The sequence below is a fragment of the Streptomyces thermolilacinus SPC6 genome (assembly GCF_000478605.2).
Lineage (GTDB): Bacteria > Actinomycetota > Actinomycetes > Streptomycetales > Streptomycetaceae > Streptomyces > Streptomyces thermolilacinus.
Genome location: NZ_ASHX02000001.1, coordinates 2,820,245 through 2,836,951, shown reverse-complemented (window position 1 = coordinate 2,836,951; position 16,707 = coordinate 2,820,245). Strand labels below are relative to the sequence as shown.

Genomic DNA, 16,707 nt, shown 5'->3' with positions numbered 1-16,707 from the left:
GGACAGCCAGGACGCGGCGGCGGTCCGGGGAGGTGCATCAAGGCAGGGGCCGAGCGGGGAGGAGCCGCAGGCCGAGGCTGAGCAGGGAGGCGCACCAGGCCGAGGCCGAGCACGCCGGGGCGGCTGACCGGGAGGGCCACCGCGCTGGGCGCCGGCGACCGCGCTGCGGGAGGGCCACCGCGGTGGGGGCTGACCTGGCGGTGGCTGCCGTGCGGACGGGAGGGGCAGGCTCCGGGTGGGTGAACGGCCCCGCCGGGCCCCCGCGTCGTTCACCCGTAATTCGCGCTCCCGACGCCCGGAGGTGTCAGCCTCCCCAAGGGACACCCGAGCGCGGCCCCCGGCCCCGGCCTGACACAGACCCGGCCCCGGCCCTACGCGCCGCGCACCTCACTGGGCCGCACGTCACCGAGCCGTGCGCCCAAGACGCGCGACCAGCGGGGTCCCCGGCACTGGTACGACGGAACGGGGTACGGGCATGGAGAGCGGACCGGCCATCTTCGCCGGCGCGGCGTTCACGATCTTCGGCGCGGGGCTGCTGGTGTGGACGGCGGCTCGCGTGACGCACCGCGCGCCGGTGGCGCACGGGGTGAGCCCGGCCACAGCGCTCGCCTTCGCGGTCGGCTCCGGCGCGGCGTTCCTGGCGCTCGGCGTGTGGTGCTTCAGCCGGATCTGACCGGTTTCGCCGCAGTCCACTCCGATGCCCGGAGCGCGCGGGGTCGTCCCGACCGGGGACGTACGCCCTGAGCAGCCCTAACCAGGCAGGAACCGGGCCGGAACGGGCGCCCGGGGCGGCGCCCGACGGCGCGCCCCGCACGACGGTGAACGCCCACACCCGGAACGGGGCCCTCCGCGCCATGAGGGGAGTCCGGGCGGCAGGAATGCCAGAAGTCGGGTTACCGTTCGAGTGGCCGTTGCGGGCTTTCGCCGTTTGACACGGGGGCGGGTTGTACCGTCACACTCCGCAGCGACAGCAGCGTCACAGCCGTGGCGCAGTGCCCGCAGTGCCCGGGACGCGCCCCATACGGGGCCGCGCCGCGCCGCACACGCACCGAGCGCCGACCGGAGAGAAGAGCGAAGAGTTGTCCCCGACACGCGAGACCGCACAGGGCGGCCGCCGACTCGTCATCGTCGAGTCGCCTGCCAAGGCGAAGACGATCAAGGGCTACCTCGGCCCCGGCTACGTCGTCGAGGCGAGCGTCGGGCACATCCGCGACCTCCCGAACGGCGCCGCGGAGGTGCCCGAGAAGTACACCGGCGAGGTGCGCCGCCTCGGCGTGGACGTCGAACACGACTTCCAGCCGATCTACGTCGTCAACGCCGACAAAAAAGCCCAGGTCAGGAAGTTGAAGGAGCAGCTCGCCGAGTCGGACGAGCTCTACCTGGCCACCGATGAGGACCGCGAGGGCGAGGCCATCGCCTGGCACCTCCTGGAGGTCCTCAAGCCCAAGGTCCCCGTCCACCGGATGGTCTTCCACGAGATCACCAAGGACGCGATCCAGCAGGCCGTCGCCAATCCGCGCGAGCTGAACAAGCGGATGGTCGACGCCCAGGAGACCCGCCGCATCCTGGACCGGCTGTACGGCTACGAGGTCTCGCCGGTCCTGTGGAAGAAGGTCATGCCCCGGCTGTCGGCCGGCCGTGTGCAGTCCGTCGCCACCCGGCTCGTCGTCGAGCGCGAGCGTGAGCGCATCGCGTTCCGCTCCGCCGAGTACTGGGACCTCACCGGCACCTTCGGCACCGGCCGCGCCGGTGACCCGTCCGACCCCTCGACCCTGACGGCGCGCCTGGCGTCCGTGGACGGCCGCCGCGTCGCCCAGGGCCGCGACTTCGGCCAGGACGGCCGCCTCAAGAGCGAGCAGGTCCTCCACCTGGACGAGGCGAACGCCCGCGCCCTGGCCGCCGCGCTCGCCGACACGCGGTTCGCTGTCCGCTCGGTCGAGTCCAAGCCGTACCGCCGCTCCCCGTACGCGCCGTTCCGCACCACGACCCTCCAGCAGGAGGCGAGCCGCAAGCTCGGCTTCGGCGCGAAGGCGACGATGCAGATCGCGCAGAAGCTGTACGAGAACGGCTTCATCACCTACATGCGTACGGACTCCACGACGCTGTCCGACACGGCCGTCGCCGCCGCCCGCGCGCAGGTCACGCAGCTGTACGGCGCCGACTACCTGCCGGACGCGCCGCGCACGTACGCCGGGAAGGTCAAGAACGCGCAGGAGGCGCACGAGGCGATCCGCCCCTCCGGCGACCGCTTCCGCACGCCCGCCGAGACCGGCCTCACCGGCGACCAGTTCCGGCTGTACGAGCTGATCTGGAAGCGGACCGTCGCCTCCCAGATGAAGGACGCCGTCGGCAACTCCGTCACCGTCAGGATCGGCGGCAGGGCCGCCGACGGCCGGGACGCCGAGTTCACCGCCTCCGGCAAGACGATCACCTTCCACGGCTTCATGAAGGCGTACGTGGAGGGGGCCGACGACCCGAACGCCGAACTGGACGACCGCGAGCGCCGCCTCCCGCAGGTCGCGGAGGGCGACCCGCTGACCGCCGAGGAGATCACGGCGGACGGCCACGCCACCAAGCCGCCCGCCCGCTACACCGAGGCGTCGCTGGTCAAGGAGCTGGAAGAGCGCGAGATCGGCCGCCCGTCGACGTACGCGTCGATCCTCGGCACGATCCTGGAGCGCGGCTACGTCTTCAAGAAGGGCACGGCGCTCGTCCCGTCGTTCCTCTCCTTCGCCGTCGTCAACCTGCTGGAGAAGCACTTCGGCCGGCTCGTCGACTACGACTTCACCGCGAAGATGGAGGACGACCTCGACCGCATCGCGCGCGGCGAGGCCCAGGCCGTGCCGTGGCTGAAGCGGTTCTACTTCGGCGAGGGCACGGGCGCCGGTTCCGGAGCGGGCGCCGCCGACGCGGGCAACGGCGACGGCGACCACCTCGGCGGCCTGAAGGAGCTGGTCACGGACCTGGGCGCGATCGACGCCCGGGAGATCTCCTCCTTCCCCGTCGGCGACGGCATCGTGCTGCGCGTCGGCCGCTACGGCCCGTACGTCGAGCGCGGCGTGAAGGACGAGGAGGGCCACCAGCGCGCGGACGTCCCCGCCGACCTGGCGCCCGACGAGCTGACCGTGGAGTACGCGGAGGAGCTGCTCGCCAAGCCGAGCGGTGACTTCGAGCTGGGCACCGACCCGGCGACCGGTCACACGATCGTCGCCAAGGACGGCCGCTACGGCCCGTACGTCACGGAGATCCTCCCCGAGGGCACCCCGAAGACCGGCAAGAACGCGGTGAAGCCGCGCACGGCCTCCCTCTTCAAGTCGATGTCCGTCGACACGGTGACCCTGGAGGACGCGCTCAAGCTGATGTCGCTGCCGCGCGTCGTCGGCAAGGACCCCGAGGGCGTCGAGATCACCGCGCAGAACGGCCGCTACGGCCCGTATTTGAAGAAGGGCACCGACTCGCGGTCGCTGGAGAGCGAGGAGCAGCTCTTCACGATCACGCTGGAGGAGGCCCTCGCGATCTACGCCCAGCCGAAGCAGCGCGGGCGCGCGGCCGCCAAGCCGCCGCTGAAGGAGCTGGGCAACGACCCGGTGAGCGAGCGCCCCGTCGTCGTCAAGGACGGCCGTTTCGGCCCGTACGTGACGGACGGCGAGACGAACGCGACGCTGCGCAGCGGCGACAGCGTGGAGACCATCACGCCGGAGCGCGGCTTCGAGCTGCTCGCCGAGAAGCGGGCGAAGGCCCCGGCGAAGAAGACCGCCAAGAAGGCGCCCGCGAAGAAGACGGCCGCCAAGAAGACCGCGGCGAAGAAGACCACCGCGTCGAAGACGACGGCGGCCAAGAAGACCGCGGCGAAGACGACGACGGCCAAGTCGGCCGCCAAGAAGGCGACGGCGAAGAAGGCGACGTCGGCCTCCTCCGACGAGTAGGGGGAGGCCCGCCGGGGCGGACGGGCGCGCCGCCCGGCGGGTTTCCCTGGTGACGCGGTGCGCCGCGCGTCTGTGGTTCGGCCTGCTGGGCGCGTGTCCGCCGGGCGGGTCCGACGGAGTCGTCCCGCGCGTACGCCCGGGCGGCTCGGCCGCTGTGCCCGCCCGCTGTGCTCGATTGCTGTGCGGGCCCGCTGTGCGCTCCCGCTGTGCGCCGTTGCAGTGCCTGCCCGCTGTGCCCGCCCGCTGTGTCCGCCTGCCGTGCTCGACCGTCGGCCGCCGTGTTCGACGGTCGGGCCGGACCGGTGAACCCGTTCGGCGGACACGCCCGGGGCCCCGGCCCCGGTGTGTGACGGCCCTCACCGTCCCGCGCCGCCCGTTGTCGCAGCGCGTGGCGGGTGGGCACGGAAGCGTACGGCCCCGGATGCGCTCACGCGTTCGGTCGGGACGTATGAGTGTCAGCCCGGGCGGATAGGCTGAGGGGATGACGCGAGCCGAGCAGCCAACGGCCCTGGGCCCCACCTCAGACCCCGAAGTCTCCGACGCCGCACTCGCCGCGGACTCCCGCGAGCGCGCCGTACGGGCGCTGCTGCGCAACGCGCCGCTTCGCAGGCTGTGGAGCGCCTCGCTCCTCGGTGGCGTGGCCGACGCGCTCGCCCTGCTCGTCCTGATCCTCCTGACCGTGCGGGCGACCGTCGCGGCGGAGACGCTCGGCGGCGGGGTGCGCGGCGCGGCCTTCGCGGTCGCCGCCGTCCTCGGCGTGCGCGCGCTGTCCACGCTCCTGCTCGGCGCCGTGCTGCTCGGCCCGGTGAGCGGCCTCGTCGCCTCGTCGGGCCCCCTCGACCGCCGCTGGACCTTGATCGCCGCTGATGGTGTGCGGATCGCGCTGCTGGTCGTCGCCCCGCTGTGGATCGTGTGGACGCCACCGCAGGCCGTCCTGCTGCTCCTCGTCACGGTCTTCCTGACCGGCGCCGCCGAGCGGTTCTGGACGATCGCCGAGGAGAGCGCCGCCCCCGCCCTGCTGCCCGCCCCTCCGCTGGAGGGCGCCGCCGTACGGCCGCTGCCCGACCACCTGGGCGCCCTGCGCCGCCTCTCGCTGCGAACCGGTTTCGCCGCCGTGCCGCTGGCCGCCGCCGCCCTGTTCGTCACCGCCCTCGTCGGCAAGCTGCTGGCGCTCGGCGTGGACTGGTTCGGCGAGCACGAGGCGGCGCTCGGCTCGTACGTGGCGGCCGGGCTGTTCGCCGGGTCCCTGTCGATCCTGTACTTCCTTCAGCTCCCCGACACGCAGACGCCCCGCCCCCGCTCCCCGCTGGAGGGCCTGCGCCGCCCGTCCACCGGTACGGGCCCGGAGAAGGGCCGCACCGGCGCCATACCGCTGCTCGTCCTCGCCTGCGCCGCCGTCGCCGGAGCGGTCGCGGCCGCCGCTGCCGTCGCCGTGCTGCACGCGTCGGAGCTGCGTGGCGGCCCCGTCACGTACGCGCTGCTCGTCCTCGGCCTGACCGGCGGTACGGCCCTCGGCATCCGCGCCGCGCGCGCCGTGCTGCCCGCCCTGTCCCGGCGCCGCCTGCTCGCGCTCGCGACGGCCCTCACCGGGGTGCTGCTGCTCGTGACGGGCCTCGTGCCGGACACGGCGACCGTCCTGCTCCTGGCGCTCGCGGCCGGGCTGTCCGCCGGTGTCGCCGCGAACGTCGGGCACACGCTGATCGACCAGGAGACCGAGGAGTTCCGCAGGCCCCGCCTCACCGAGCACCTCCAGGCCGTCGTACGGGTCGCCATAGCGCTCGGCGCGCTCGCCGCCCCGCTGTTCGCCGCCGCCATCGGCCCGCACCGCCTCGCCGTCGGGGACGCCGTGTTCGCGCACGGCGGCGCCGCGTTCACACTGATGCTGGTCGGCGCGCTGCTGCTGCCCGTCGCCGCGCTCGTCCTCGCCAAGACCGACGACCGGTCGGGCGTACCGCTCTGCCGCGATCTGCGCGACGCGCTGCGCGGCGCCGACCCGGCACAGGCCCCGGCCCCGACCGGTTTCTTCATCGCCCTGGAGGGCGGCGACGGCGCCGGTAAGTCCACGCAGGTCACCGCGCTCGCCGAGTGGATCCGCGCCAAGGGCCACGAGGTGGTCGTCACCCGGGAGCCGGGCGCCACGCCCATTGGCAAGCGGCTCCGCTCGATCCTCCTCGACGTGTCGTCCGCCGGGCTCTCCAACCGCGCGGAGGCCCTGCTGTACGCCGCCGACCGCGCCGAACACGTCGACTCGCTGGTCCGCCCCGCCCTGGAGCGCGGCGCCGTCGTCATCTCCGACCGGTACATCGACTCGTCCGTCGCCTACCAGGGCGCCGGCCGTGACCTGTCCCCGACGGAGGTCGCCCGCATCTCCCGCTGGGCGACCGGCGGGCTCGTACCGCACCTGACCGTGCTGCTGGACGTGTCGCCGGAGACGGCGCGCGAGCGGTTCACGGAGGCGCCGGACCGGCTGGAGTCGGAGCCGGCCGAGTTCCACGCGCGCGTACGGGCCGGTTTCCTCGCCCTCGCGGCCGCCGACCCCGCGCGGTACCTGGTCGTGGACGCCGGGCAGGAGCCGGAGGCCGTCACCACCGTCGTACGCCACCGCCTCGACCAGATGCTGCCGCTGTCCGACGCCGAGGTGAAGGCGCTGGAGGAGGCGCGGAGGGCCGCCGAGGAGGAGGCCCGCCGCAAGGCCGAGGAGGAGGCCCGGCGCAAGGCCGAGGCCGAGCGGCTGGAGCGGGAGCGCCAGGAGCAGCTGGCCCGGCTGCGCGCCGAGGAGGAGGAGCGCAAGCGCCGCGAGGAGGAGGAAGCCCGCCGCCGCGAGGCGGAGCGGCAGGCCGAGGAGGCCCGCCAGCGGGCGGCCGAGGCGCGGCGGCTCGCCGAAGAGGAGCGCAGGCGGCGCGAGGCCGAGGAGAAGGCCCGCCGCGAGGAGCAGGAGCGGCTGCGCCGGCGCGCCGAGGAGGAGGCCCGGCTCCGTGCCGAGGCCGAGGAGCGGCGCAGGGAGAAGCAGCGCAAGGCCGAGGAGGCCCTGCTGCGCGCGGAGGAGGCCCGCCGCCAGGCGGCGGCCGAGGCCGAGGCGGCCGCCTCGGCGGCCGCGGCTGCGGCAGCGGCCAGGGCGGCGTCCGTGTCGCCGCACGACGTGACGGTGCCGAACCCGGTCGTACGGCCCGAGGAGATCACGCAGCCGCTGCCCGCGCCCCGCATCGACATGCGCGAGGACGATCCGCCGCGGGCGGACGCCGCGCGGGGCGACGACGAGACGCAGCGCATCGACATGCGCAAGCCCGAGCCCGCGCCCTCGGCCCGGCCGGAGGAGGAGACCCAGCGCATCAGCATGCGCAAGGACGACCCCGCCCCGGATGTCGCCGAGACGGCGGTGCTCCCGCCCGTACGGGACGAGCGGCCCGACGACCGCGTACCGCCCGGCTTCTTCCGCGACGAGGTCCGGCCGGGCGCCGCCGCCGAGCCGCCCGGCGCGAACGAGCGGACGCGCGAGCTGCCCCAGGTGGACGAGAGCGGCAGGCCGCGGCGGGAACGCCCCGACTGGGCCGAGGAGACCCCGCTCGACGACCTGCCGTCCCTGGCCGACGAACTGCTCGGCGGCCATGACGAGCGGGACGAGGACGAGGACGGCGGCAGGCGCGGCCGCCGCCGCTGAGACGCGGGCGGTGCCCCGCAGCCGAGCCTTCGGGCCGTGCCCCGCTGCCGGGGCACGGCCCGGCCTGGTTCTGGCGGCGGGCGTTGTCAGAGGGCTCCGTCACAATGGGTGGCGTCGGCGGAGAGGCCGCGGCGTGAGGAGAAGGTGGTGACCCGTGCCCGTATGGGATGACCTGGTGGGCCAGGACCGTGTGCAGGCGCAGCTGGCCGCCGCCGCGCGGGACGCCGACGCGCTCGTCACGGCCGACGCGCAGGGCGTGGCCCCGCCCGACGCGTCGAAGTCGAAGATGACGCACGCCTGGTTGTTCACCGGCCCGCCCGGCGCCGGCCGCGACACGGCCGCCCGCTGCTTCGCCGCCGCCCTCCAGTGCGTCAGCCCGGACCGCGCGCTGGGCGGGGAGCCCGGCTGCGGCTTCTGTGACGGCTGCCACACGGCCATGATCGGCACGCACGCCGACGTCGAGGTCATCCGCACGGATTTGCTGTCCATCGGCGTCAAGGAGACCCGGGAGCTCGTCCGCCGCGCGCAGCTCTCCCCGGCCGTCGGCCGCTGGCAGGTCATCGTCCTGGAGGACGCCGACCGACTCACCGAGGGCGCGGGGAACGTCCTGCTGAAGGCCGTCGAGGAGCCCGCACCCCGCACGGTCTGGCTGCTGTGCGCGCCCTCGCTGGAGGACGTGCTGCCGACGATCCGCTCCCGCTGCCGCCACCTCACCCTGCGCACGCCCCCGGTGGAGGCCGTCGCCGACGTGCTCGTACGACGCGACGGCATCGACCCCGAGACGGCGGCCGCCGCCGCCCGCGCCACGCAGGGCCACATCGACCGCGCCCGCCGCCTCGCCACCGACGAGCGCGCCCGCGCCCGCCGAGCCGCCGTCCTCAAGTTGCCCCTGCGCGTGCAGGACGTGGGCGGCTGCCTCAAGGCGGCGCAGGAGCTGATCGACGCCGCGGGGGAGGACGCCAAGCAGCGCGCCGAGGAGACGGACGTCAAGGAGACCGAGGACCTGAAGGCCGCCCTCGGCGCCGCGCAGGGCGGCCGGATGCCCCGTGGCACGGCCGGGGCGATGAAGGAGCTGGAGGACAAGCAGAAGCGCCGCAGGACGCGCACGCAGCGCGACAGCCTGGACCTGGCCCTCAGCGACCTGACCGGCTTCTACCGCGACGTCCTCGCCCTCCAGCTCGGCACGCGCACGGCGATCGCCAACGAGGACGTCCACGACGCCCTCGACCGCGTCGCCCGCGAGAGCACACCCGAGGCGACCCTGCGCCGCATAGAGGCCGTCCTCGCCTGCCGCGAGGCCCTGGACCGGAACGTGGCGCCGCTGCTGGCCGTTGAAGCCATGACCATGGCCCTCCGCGCCGGCTGACCACACGGCCACGGCGCCGCAGAGGCCCGTACGAGCAGCCCGCGACCCCGCGGCGACCGCGCACAGCGCTTCACCCGACCCGCGCGGCGGCCCGGGCGCGTCCCGCCGTGCATGCGGCTGTACGGAGGCGCCATAGCCGCCCGGCTCTCCCCGGGACCCTCCATAGCACCGAGCACAAACCCACGCCGCAGCGGCGTGGCCCCGGCGATCCTTCTCGGGGCACCACGCCCCCTCCAAACGCTGCCCCCAGAAGGCGTGCAAGAGCACCCTCTTCACCTGTGTAGACTTGTCCTCGCTGCTGCACCCCCCAGGGGGAGCGCGCGGTGTGCCGCCTTAGCTCAGTTGGCCAGAGCAACGCACTCGTAATGCGTAGGTCTCGGGTTCGAATCCCGAAGGCGGCTCAGCTGAAAGCCCAGGTCAGATCCGTCTGACCTGGGCTTTCTCGTTCACATCACGCGGCGCCGCCGTCGCGCGCCGGATGCCGCTGTCCCTGGTCTCAGGCGGTCCCTTCTGCGGCGACAGGAAGGCGCCCCCGCCGCGCCGCATCGCGTCCCTCAACAGGGTGGACCCGCCCTTCACATAGCGCACGGTCTGGCTGATCTGCGTGTGCCGGAGGATCTCCATGATGGTCGGCATGTCCACCCCCAGCTCGTTCAGGATCGTGCTCCTGCCACAGCTCACCCGTAGCGGCCCGGGCTTCCTTCACGACTCGGCTCCCGCGTTCAGGTCGCTGACGGCGGTCTGCTCGTTGTTGGGGCCGGAGGCCGCGGTGGAGGCGAGGAAGAAGCCGAACATCACGGCGATGAACGCCGAGCCGTAGCTCCGAGGCCCTGGAGCGCAGGAGGAAGAAGGGACCAGTCCGAGCAGGCCGACGAGGGTGATGGTCACGGCCATCGGATGCCTCCGGAGGGGCAGTTGGTGCGACGGTAGGGTGCGGGATGGATCGCGCCTCTGGGCGTGGTTTCGAGTGGGACCGGCGGCCGCGCCAGCCTGTCGTCAGCTGGACGAGGGGTCCGCCTCATGCCGGGCGGCCGCCGGTCGTCGTTCACGGGCGGGTGCCGTCGCGGTGGGTGCGGCCCGCAGGTTGTAGAGGCGGCGGCCGACGCGGATGCCGTGGCCGTCGCAGCGGCGGCGGTACTCGCCCCGCTTGGGCTTGCTTGCCCTTGCGGGTGTGGGCGAGGGCGAAGCCGAGTCCGCCGCACTGCGGCAGGTCCCGGACGGGGAAGCGGCACACAGTCGGTTGGTGGCCCCGACCGACCAGTCCTTCTCCTTCTCGTGCGTCCCCTCCCTGCCGCCCCGAGGGGTACGGCTGATGCGGTTGGCGGTTCTGCGGCGGCGCGGCAGCGGGCGTGGTCTTCACGGCCTGGGCACGGTGATGGCTGGGTGTCAGAGGGGGATGGCACGGTAGGGGCGCAGGCGTCGGGTGGTGAAGGGGAGGGCATGACGACGATTCCCAGCGGGCGGCGGATGGAGCAGGCGGCCGTGAACGCCCTGCGCACGCTGCTCCAGAGCCATGACCATGTGGTCGAGGAGATCTCCGGGCAGAACGACTACGGCGAGGACCTGTTCGTCACCTTCGCCGACGCGGGCCGTGTGACCAACGACGTCATCAAGGTCCAGGTGAAGGGCGGTGCCTCGTGGCGGCGGGCTTACGGGTACGCCGTGCCGGTCCGGCAGCACGGCGAGACCTGGGCGAACGGGAACGTGCCGGTCTTCTGTGTCGTCTTCGACCCGGACGAGGGGCGGCTGTGCTGGGCGAACGCCACCGAGCAGCTCCGTCGCGGGGCCCGGAAGGGCCGACCGCCGCGTACCGTCAGGGTGCCTGCCACGGCGGTGCTCGACGACACGACCGTGGGGTCCTTCGTGGACGCCGCCCGCGCGTATGTGGGCGGGTACCGGGGCCGGAACGCCGTTCTGGCGCACCTCGGTGAGATGGCGGGGGTCACCTTCGGCTCATCGGATCATGTCCTGCACTGGGTCAACGAGTACGAGGAACAGCTGATCTTCTGGCAGCGTCCCGGGGAGGACCACGCGACCCTCCTCCACAGCGACCTCGACTGGCACCCGGTCCGGATCACTCCGGACCGGCTGGTCATCCCCGGCAGCCCGTCGCTGGGAGTCGAGTTCGGCCGCGACTATCCGGAGGAGGTCCGGCGGGGCCTTCCCTTCCCGTACGTCAGCGGAGTCATCCTCAACATGCCGGAGGCCCTGTGGCTCGCCTCCTGCTTCTCCGCCACGGAGTGGGCGAGGAGGGGTGTGGAGGCGGGATGAGCGGCCCGCCCGTCGCTCCTGGTGAGGGGCCCCGGGGAGGGCGGGCCTCAGGTGCCGGTGGACGTCTGCTGGAGGAAACGGATGAGCAGGGCCGTGGTTTCCGTGGGGCGTTCCAGGGAGGGGAGGTGGCCGGCCCAGGGGAGTTCCATGTGGTGGGCGGCGGGGAGCCGGGTGGCGAGGGTCGCGGCGATCTGGTGGAAGTCGGGGAGGTCGTGGGCGCCCGAGACGGTCAGGGTGGGGGCCGTGATGCGGCCGAGGTCCAGCTCGGCGCACGGTGTGGAGGAGTGCTCGGCCGTCCACTGCAACTCGAACGCCTGCCGCTGCATGCGGCGGACCTGGGACCGGGCTTGGTCGGCGGCTTCGGGCCCGACCCAGGTGCGTACGTTCAGCTCCACCGCGCCCTCGAGGTCGTCCGCCTTGAACAGGGCCCCCTCGCGCTCGGCGAAGGCGCGCAGTTCCGCGCTTGGGGTGTGCCCGGGCATGGCCGAACAGAGGAGGGCCAGTGCCGTGACGGAGTCCGGACGGGTCGCCGCCAGTTCGAGGGCGACCTCGCCGCCGTACGAGGAGGCGACGACCGCCGCCCGTTCGACGCCCAGGTACTCCAGGAGCTCCGCCACGTCGGCCGCGTCACTGTACGGACGGTCCGCCACCGGCGTCCCGCCGTACCCCCGGAAGTCGCCCCGCACCACCCGGTAACCGGCGTCGGCCAGGGCCGGGACCTGCGGGTCCCACATGCGCCGGTCGCACACCCCGGAGTGGAGCAGCACCACGGTCGGGCCGGTGCCTGTGGCGTCGTAAGCAAGAGTCATTCGGGTGACGGTACCGGGGGTGACGCAGGGGGTGTTACCGGTTTCAGCGGAGGCTTTCGATGATCCGGGCGAACCCCTCCTTCCCGTGACCCGCGTCGATCTGTCGCTGGATCAGCCCCTGCACCGCGGCCACCACGTCGGTGCTGATGCCCTGCTCGGAGCTGGCCGCCAGGATGTCGTCCAGGCTGGAGAACTCGAGGCTCTGCTGCCCCTCGACCGTGTAGTCGCCGCCGTCGATGACCGTGGCGTACTGGTCGAGCATGCCCGTCATGGCGCTCAGCCACGGCGCGGCCGTACCGGCGAACTGGCGTGCCGTCACACCGGCCGGGGCGACCATCGCGGCGCCGTGCATGAACCCGGCGAACATGACGTACATCCCGGCGAGCAGCGCCAGGTCGTACAGGGACGCCAGCCCCGCGTCCTCGCCGAAGTACGTGCTGACACCCCACAGGTCGAGCAGCGACTTGTACTGCTGGAACACCTCGGCCGACCCGCTGTACAGGATCGACGAGCCCGGCTGCCCGATCATCTGTGGTACCGCCATGATGCCGCCGTCCAGGTAGGCGACGCCGGCGGCGGCGGCCCACGCGGCCAGCTCCCGGGACTGGGCCGGAGACGTCGTGGTCACGTTGACCAGCGTGCGCCCGGCCAGGTCGGCGGTGAGCGGGTCGAGCACCTCGTGGACCGACGCGTGGTCCAGCAGGCAGGCGATCACCAGCGGGGCGGCCCGTACCGCGTCACCCGCCGTGGCGGCCTCGGTCGCCCCACGTGCGACGATGCCGTCCGCCTTGCCCGGGGTGCGGTTCCACACCGTCGTCTCGTGGCCGGCTTTCACCAGGGCTTCCGCCAGAGCGGTGCCCATCGCTCCGAGGCCGAGAACGCTCACCTGAATGCCGCTGTTCGCCGTCATTTCTCTGATCCCCTTTCGGTTCGTCCTTCGATTCGATCCTCTCCGCTGCCCTTACAGTTGACCAGTACGGACTAATTAGTGGGGTACTCACCTGGAGGTAAGTACCCCCTGTGGAGTTGGCTTTGGAGGCGTGCATGGCCGGATCGGCGCGACGCGGGCCCTACTTCTGCGGGATCGACGCGGCGATGGATGTCGTCGCCGGGAAATGGAAGTCGCTCATCCTGTGGGAGCTGCACCACCACGGCACCCGCCGGTTCGCCGAGCTGCGGCGGGGACTGCCCGGCGTCAGCGAGAAGATGCTGATCCAGCATCTGCGGGAGATGGAGGAGGACGGGCTCGTCCACCGCGAGGTGTACCGCCAGGTTCCGCCCAAGGTCGAGTACTCGCTGACCGAGCACGGCGTCTCCCTCAACGCCGCCCTCGAGGCGCTGGGCGAGTGGGGTACCGAGCGCATGCGGCGGATCGGGGCCGACAGGGTCACCGTCACCGTCGCGTGAGGCTCCCCGCGCCGTCAGGCCGGTATCTCGGCGCCCGGCGGCGAGGCGGCCACGGCCGCCAGGATCCGCAGCGCGCCCGCGAGCGTTTCCCGGTCGGGTGAGGCCAGACCCAGACGTACGGCGTTGGGCGCCCGGTGCGGGTCCGCCGTGAACGCCGACGCCGGAGTCACCGCGATGCCCTGACGAGAGGCCGCCGCCACGAACAGGTCGGCCCGCCACTCCGGGGGCAGCTCCCACCAGCAGAAGCAGGAGTGCGGGTCGGTGCGCACGGCGAAGCCCGACAAGTGCCGTGCCACCAGGTCCTGGCGGTGCTCGACCTCCTGGCGCTTCGCCCGGACGAGGGCCTCGACCGTGCCGGACGCCTCCCAGCGGGTCGCCGCCTCCAGGGCGAAACCCGACGGGAGCCAGCCGCCGGAGCGGACCGCCGCCTCGACAGACGGCGCCAGGGCCTCGGGTACGACGGCGAAACCCACGGTAAGGCCCGGGGCGAGGCGCTTGGACACGCTGTCCACGACCACCGTCCGCTCCGGGGCCAGCGCGGCGAGCGGCGGCAGACCGTCCGACAGGAACGCCCAGATCGTGTCCTCGATCACCGGCACGTCCAGCTGCCGCACGGCGGCGGCCAGTTCGGCGCGGCGGGCGGGAGGCATGGTGAGCGACAGGGGGTTGTGGAGCGTCGGCTGTACGTAGACGGCGTGCAGCGGGGCGGTGCGGTGAGCGGCGGCGAGGGCATCCGGCCGTACACCCTCCTCGTCCATGGCGAGCGGGACGACGGTCACGCCGAGACGGCCCGCGATCGACTTCAGGACCGGGTACGTCAGCTCCTCCGCGCCCAGCCGCCCGCCCGGCGGGACCAGCGCGGCGACAGCGGCCGAGATCGCCTGGCGGCCGTTGCCGGTGAACAGCAGCCGGTCCGGGCAGGGGCGCCAGTCGGCGCGGGCCAGCAGGCGGACGGCTGCCGTACGCGCCTCGGGGGTGCCGGTCGCGCCGACCGGCCGCAGCGCCGCGTCCAGCGCGTCGGGGCGCAGCAGACCGCCCAAGGCGTCGGACAGCAGCGCGGCCTGCTCGGGAACGACCGGGTAGTTCAGTTCGAGGTTGATCCGCTGCTGCGGCGGAGCGCTCAGGGCGGGACCGGCCGGGCGGCCCTCCACGGCCCGCACGAACGTGCCCCGCCCGACCTCACCGACCGTCAGGCCCCTGCGGGCGAGTTCCTGGTACACCCTGGCCGCCGTGGACGCGGCGATGCCCCGGTCACGGGCGAACCGCCGCTGCGGCGGCAGCCGGTCGCCCGGCCTGAGCCGCCCGGCCGCGATGTCCGCCGCGACCGCGTCCGCCACCCTCTGGTAATCCCTCACCTTGCCCCGCCCTTTCATCCATGCGCCATATTGCACCGAGTGCAATGTTTCCATTGCTATGAGTTATTCGCAGTCAATATGCTCGAACTCTCGGTGCTGGAAGGTATGTGAGGGGGCAGAACCGTGGTGGACAGCAGCGCCATGCTGGGCGTTTTCGTGATCGGGCTGGGCATGGTGCTCACACCGGGACCGAACATGCTCTACCTCGTCTCCCGTTCGCTCACCCAGGGCCGCCGGGCCGGGGTGGTCTCGCTGGGCGGCGTCGCCGTAGGTTTCCTCGTCTATCTGGTGGCCACGAACCTCGGCCTGTCCGTCCTGTTCGTCGCCGTGCCGCAGCTCTACCTCGCCGTGAAGCTGGCCGGTGCCGCCTACCTCGGCTGGCTCGCCTGGTGCGCGCTGCGGCCCGGCGGGGTCTCCGTCTTCGCGCCGCAGGAGGTGCCGCCGGACTCACCGCGCCGGCTGTTCACCATGGGGCTGATGACCAGCCTGCTCAACCCCAAGATCGCCATCATGTATCTGTCCCTCATCCCCCAGTTCATCGATGTCGAGGAGGGTCACGTGCTCGTCCAAGGGCTTCTCCTCGGCGCCGTGCAGATCGTCGTCAGCGTCGGCGTGAACCTGACGATCGTCGTCGCCGCCGGGGCCATCGCCGTCTTCCTCGCCCGCCGTCCCGCCTGGCTGCGGATCCAGCGGTACGCCATGGGCGCCGTCCTCGGAGCCCTGGCCGTCGGCTTGGCCGCCGACACCTCCACACCCCGCGCCGCCGCCCACTGAGACCGGATGAGGCGATTGTGGCCGATCCCCGGACCACGCGGGCGGCCTGTGGACAACCCGCCGACGGACACCGCGTGGGCTCAGGCCTCGGGCCGGACGCCTCCCCGGACAGTCTGCCCGGCACCCGCCTCGAAGGCAGCCCCGGGAAGCCCCGGAGAAAGCCCTGGGACGTCCCGGAGAACGGCTGCTGCTTCTCCGGAGGTGCCACCCTCGACCCTTTGGCCGGCCCCCACGCCGTCGCCCGGTACGCGCCCCCGCCGCCCGAGTTGAGCACCCTCCCCGAACACGCGCCCCCGCCCCCCCCGGCGCCGCCCGCGACACCACCGCCCCCGCCACCGGCCGACGGCACGTGCTGCTCGCCCCCTGGCGACTGAATCAGCGCACCTACGAATGGGACTACAGCGTCCGCACCCACGGGTCTTCGCCCACGCCCTGCTGAACGCCCTGCGCACCGCACCGCCGGGCGCCCCGCACCAGGAGGTGCCGGCCGCCGCCCACGCGCACGTGCAAGGCGACCAGCGGTTCCAGCACCCGGTCCTCGCCCCGCATGAGCCGGGCGGCAACGCTGGCACCCCGGTCCTGGGCGGCGCCGTCCGCCCTCCGACACCGCACCTGCCGCGGTACGGCGCCGACGCCGTTCACACCAAGCTGTACCCGGGCGACTTCGTCGGGGCTCGCCACACCGGCCATGTCTTCGCCGGTGAGCCGGCCGAGCTGTCACTGCCACGCGTCCGCGCCGAGGTGCCGGGCGCCGAGGCCCGCGACTGGTTCAAGCTCGTCGTGGCGGAGAGCGAGACCAGCACCGCGCCGTTCCACCCGCCGCGGTGGGACCCGTACGACACGCGTGACGCGGTCCGCGGCGGGGAAGCGGTCACTGACGGCGTCCTGCGTCCGGCGGCGCCCGGCGGCACCCGTTCCGCGGGGCCGTCCCGCCGCAGGGGGCCGGGACAGTGGTGGGCGGACCACGATCGCCGTACGGAGGTCGTACCGCGCCTGGACGGCCGACCGGCCTGACCGCTGGAGGGGTGCCGCCCGGCGCCTGGCCGCCGAGCACGCCACTCGGCGGCCAGGCGCGAGAAGCCCGCTCCGGCCCGCCCAGCCACGCCACGCCGCAGGCGCGCCCGGCGGCACCACGCCCTAC

The 16,707-nt window shown here is 73.5% G+C and carries 12 protein-coding genes, 1 tRNA gene and 1 pseudogene; 9 read left to right on the top strand and 5 right to left on the bottom strand.

All coding sequences use genetic code 11. The annotated features are described in order from the left end of the window. Nucleotides 1-475 precede the first annotated feature (475 nt). The 5 genes from J116_RS12070 to J116_RS12050 all read left to right on the top strand — a co-directional run bounded on the left by J116_RS12070 (nucleotide 476) and on the right by J116_RS12050 (nucleotide 9,351). Nucleotides 476-673, top strand: coding sequence for a hypothetical protein (locus J116_RS12070; protein ID WP_023587331.1), 198 nt, complete (start codon nucleotides 476-478; stop codon nucleotides 671-673). A gap of 406 nt (nucleotides 674-1,079) precedes the next feature. Beyond that, nucleotides 1,080-3,926, top strand: coding sequence for a type I DNA topoisomerase (topA, locus tag J116_RS12065; protein WP_023587330.1), 2,847 nt, complete (start codon nucleotides 1,080-1,082; stop codon nucleotides 3,924-3,926). Between the two features lie 481 nt (nucleotides 3,927-4,407). Continuing rightward, entirely contained in the window at nucleotides 4,408-7,584 is a 3,177-nt protein-coding gene (tmk, locus tag J116_RS12060) for a dTMP kinase (RefSeq protein ID WP_023587329.1), read from the top strand. Between the two features lie 154 nt (nucleotides 7,585-7,738). Further along, nucleotides 7,739-8,950, top strand: a complete 1,212-nt coding sequence (locus J116_RS12055; RefSeq protein ID WP_023587328.1) for a DNA polymerase III subunit delta' — start codon at nucleotides 7,739-7,741, stop codon at nucleotides 8,948-8,950. A gap of 327 nt (nucleotides 8,951-9,277) precedes the next feature. Continuing rightward, nucleotides 9,278-9,351 (top strand) — tRNA-Thr (locus J116_RS12050). Between the two features lie 45 nt (nucleotides 9,352-9,396). Here the strand turns inward: J116_RS12050 and J116_RS29430 are convergent. Together J116_RS29430 and J116_RS12040 are read right to left on the bottom strand one after the other, a co-directional pair. Further along, nucleotides 9,397-9,613: pseudogene (locus J116_RS29430) on the bottom strand (tyrosine-type recombinase/integrase); the annotation flags it as partial. Between the two features lie 39 nt (nucleotides 9,614-9,652). Then, complete coding sequence (locus J116_RS12040) at nucleotides 9,653-9,844, bottom strand: hypothetical protein (protein WP_023587326.1); 192 nt, start codon at nucleotides 9,842-9,844, stop codon at nucleotides 9,653-9,655. Nucleotides 9,845-10,390: 546 nt separating this feature from the next. Here J116_RS12040 and J116_RS12035 point away from each other — a divergent pair. Next, nucleotides 10,391-11,221 carry a DUF4365 domain-containing protein gene (locus J116_RS12035; RefSeq protein ID WP_023587325.1) on the top strand — a complete coding sequence of 277 codons (831 nt, stop codon included), beginning with the start codon at nucleotides 10,391-10,393 and terminating at the stop codon, nucleotides 11,219-11,221. Between the two features lie 47 nt (nucleotides 11,222-11,268). Here J116_RS12035 and J116_RS12030 read toward each other — a convergent pair whose 3' ends face one another. Beyond that, a complete protein-coding gene (locus J116_RS12030) occupies nucleotides 11,269-12,030 on the bottom strand; it encodes an alpha/beta fold hydrolase (protein ID WP_028963963.1) in 762 nt (253 codons plus the stop codon). Nucleotides 12,031-12,073: 43 nt separating this feature from the next. Further along, the gene (locus tag J116_RS12025) at nucleotides 12,074-12,940 is read right to left on the bottom strand and encodes an NAD(P)-dependent oxidoreductase (RefSeq protein WP_023587323.1); all 867 of its coding nucleotides are present in this window, start codon (nucleotides 12,938-12,940) and stop codon (nucleotides 12,074-12,076) included. Nucleotides 12,941-13,074: 134 nt separating this feature from the next. Here J116_RS12025 and J116_RS12020 point away from each other — a divergent pair, with 134 nt between their 5' ends. Continuing rightward, nucleotides 13,075-13,437 carry a winged helix-turn-helix transcriptional regulator gene (locus J116_RS12020; protein WP_023587322.1) on the top strand — a complete coding sequence of 121 codons (363 nt, stop codon included), beginning with the start codon at nucleotides 13,075-13,077 and terminating at the stop codon, nucleotides 13,435-13,437. Between the two features lie 14 nt (nucleotides 13,438-13,451). Here the strand turns inward: J116_RS12020 and J116_RS12015 are convergent, their stop codons facing one another. Beyond that, a complete protein-coding gene (locus tag J116_RS12015; RefSeq protein WP_028963961.1) occupies nucleotides 13,452-14,792 on the bottom strand; it encodes an aminotransferase-like domain-containing protein in 1,341 nt (446 codons plus the stop codon). Between the two features lie 141 nt (nucleotides 14,793-14,933). Here J116_RS12015 and J116_RS12010 point away from each other — a divergent pair, with 141 nt between their 5' ends. Further along, complete coding sequence (locus J116_RS12010) at nucleotides 14,934-15,566, top strand: LysE family translocator (protein ID WP_394331506.1); 633 nt, start codon at nucleotides 14,934-14,936, stop codon at nucleotides 15,564-15,566. Nucleotides 15,567-15,956: 390 nt separating this feature from the next. Then, complete coding sequence (locus tag J116_RS12005) at nucleotides 15,957-16,580, top strand: hypothetical protein (RefSeq protein ID WP_023587319.1); 624 nt, start codon at nucleotides 15,957-15,959, stop codon at nucleotides 16,578-16,580. The last annotated feature ends 127 nt before the right edge of the window (nucleotides 16,581-16,707 follow it).

What these genes read in the sequence shown, in the direction of transcription:
- J116_RS12035 (WP_023587325.1), top strand. Translation starts at nt 10,391, where the DNA reads ATGACGACGATTCCCAGCGGGCGGCGGATGGAGCAGGCGGCCGTGAAC.
- J116_RS12005 (WP_023587319.1), top strand. Translation starts at nt 15,957, where the DNA reads ATGGGACTACAGCGTCCGCACCCACGGGTCTTCGCCCACGCCCTGCTG.
- J116_RS12070 (WP_023587331.1), top strand. Translation starts at nt 476, where the DNA reads ATGGAGAGCGGACCGGCCATCTTCGCCGGCGCGGCGTTCACGATCTTC.
- J116_RS12040 (WP_023587326.1), bottom strand. Translation starts at nt 9,844, where the DNA reads ATGGCCGTGACCATCACCCTCGTCGGCCTGCTCGGACTGGTCCCTTCT.
- J116_RS12020 (WP_023587322.1), top strand. Translation starts at nt 13,075, where the DNA reads ATGGCCGGATCGGCGCGACGCGGGCCCTACTTCTGCGGGATCGACGCG.
- J116_RS12030 (WP_028963963.1), bottom strand. Translation starts at nt 12,030, where the DNA reads ATGACTCTTGCTTACGACGCCACAGGCACCGGCCCGACCGTGGTGCTG.
- J116_RS12025 (WP_023587323.1), bottom strand. Translation starts at nt 12,940, where the DNA reads ATGACGGCGAACAGCGGCATTCAGGTGAGCGTTCTCGGCCTCGGAGCG.
- J116_RS12010 (WP_394331506.1), top strand. Translation starts at nt 14,934, where the DNA reads ATGCTGGGCGTTTTCGTGATCGGGCTGGGCATGGTGCTCACACCGGGA.
- tmk (WP_023587329.1), top strand. Translation starts at nt 4,408, where the DNA reads ATGACGCGAGCCGAGCAGCCAACGGCCCTGGGCCCCACCTCAGACCCC.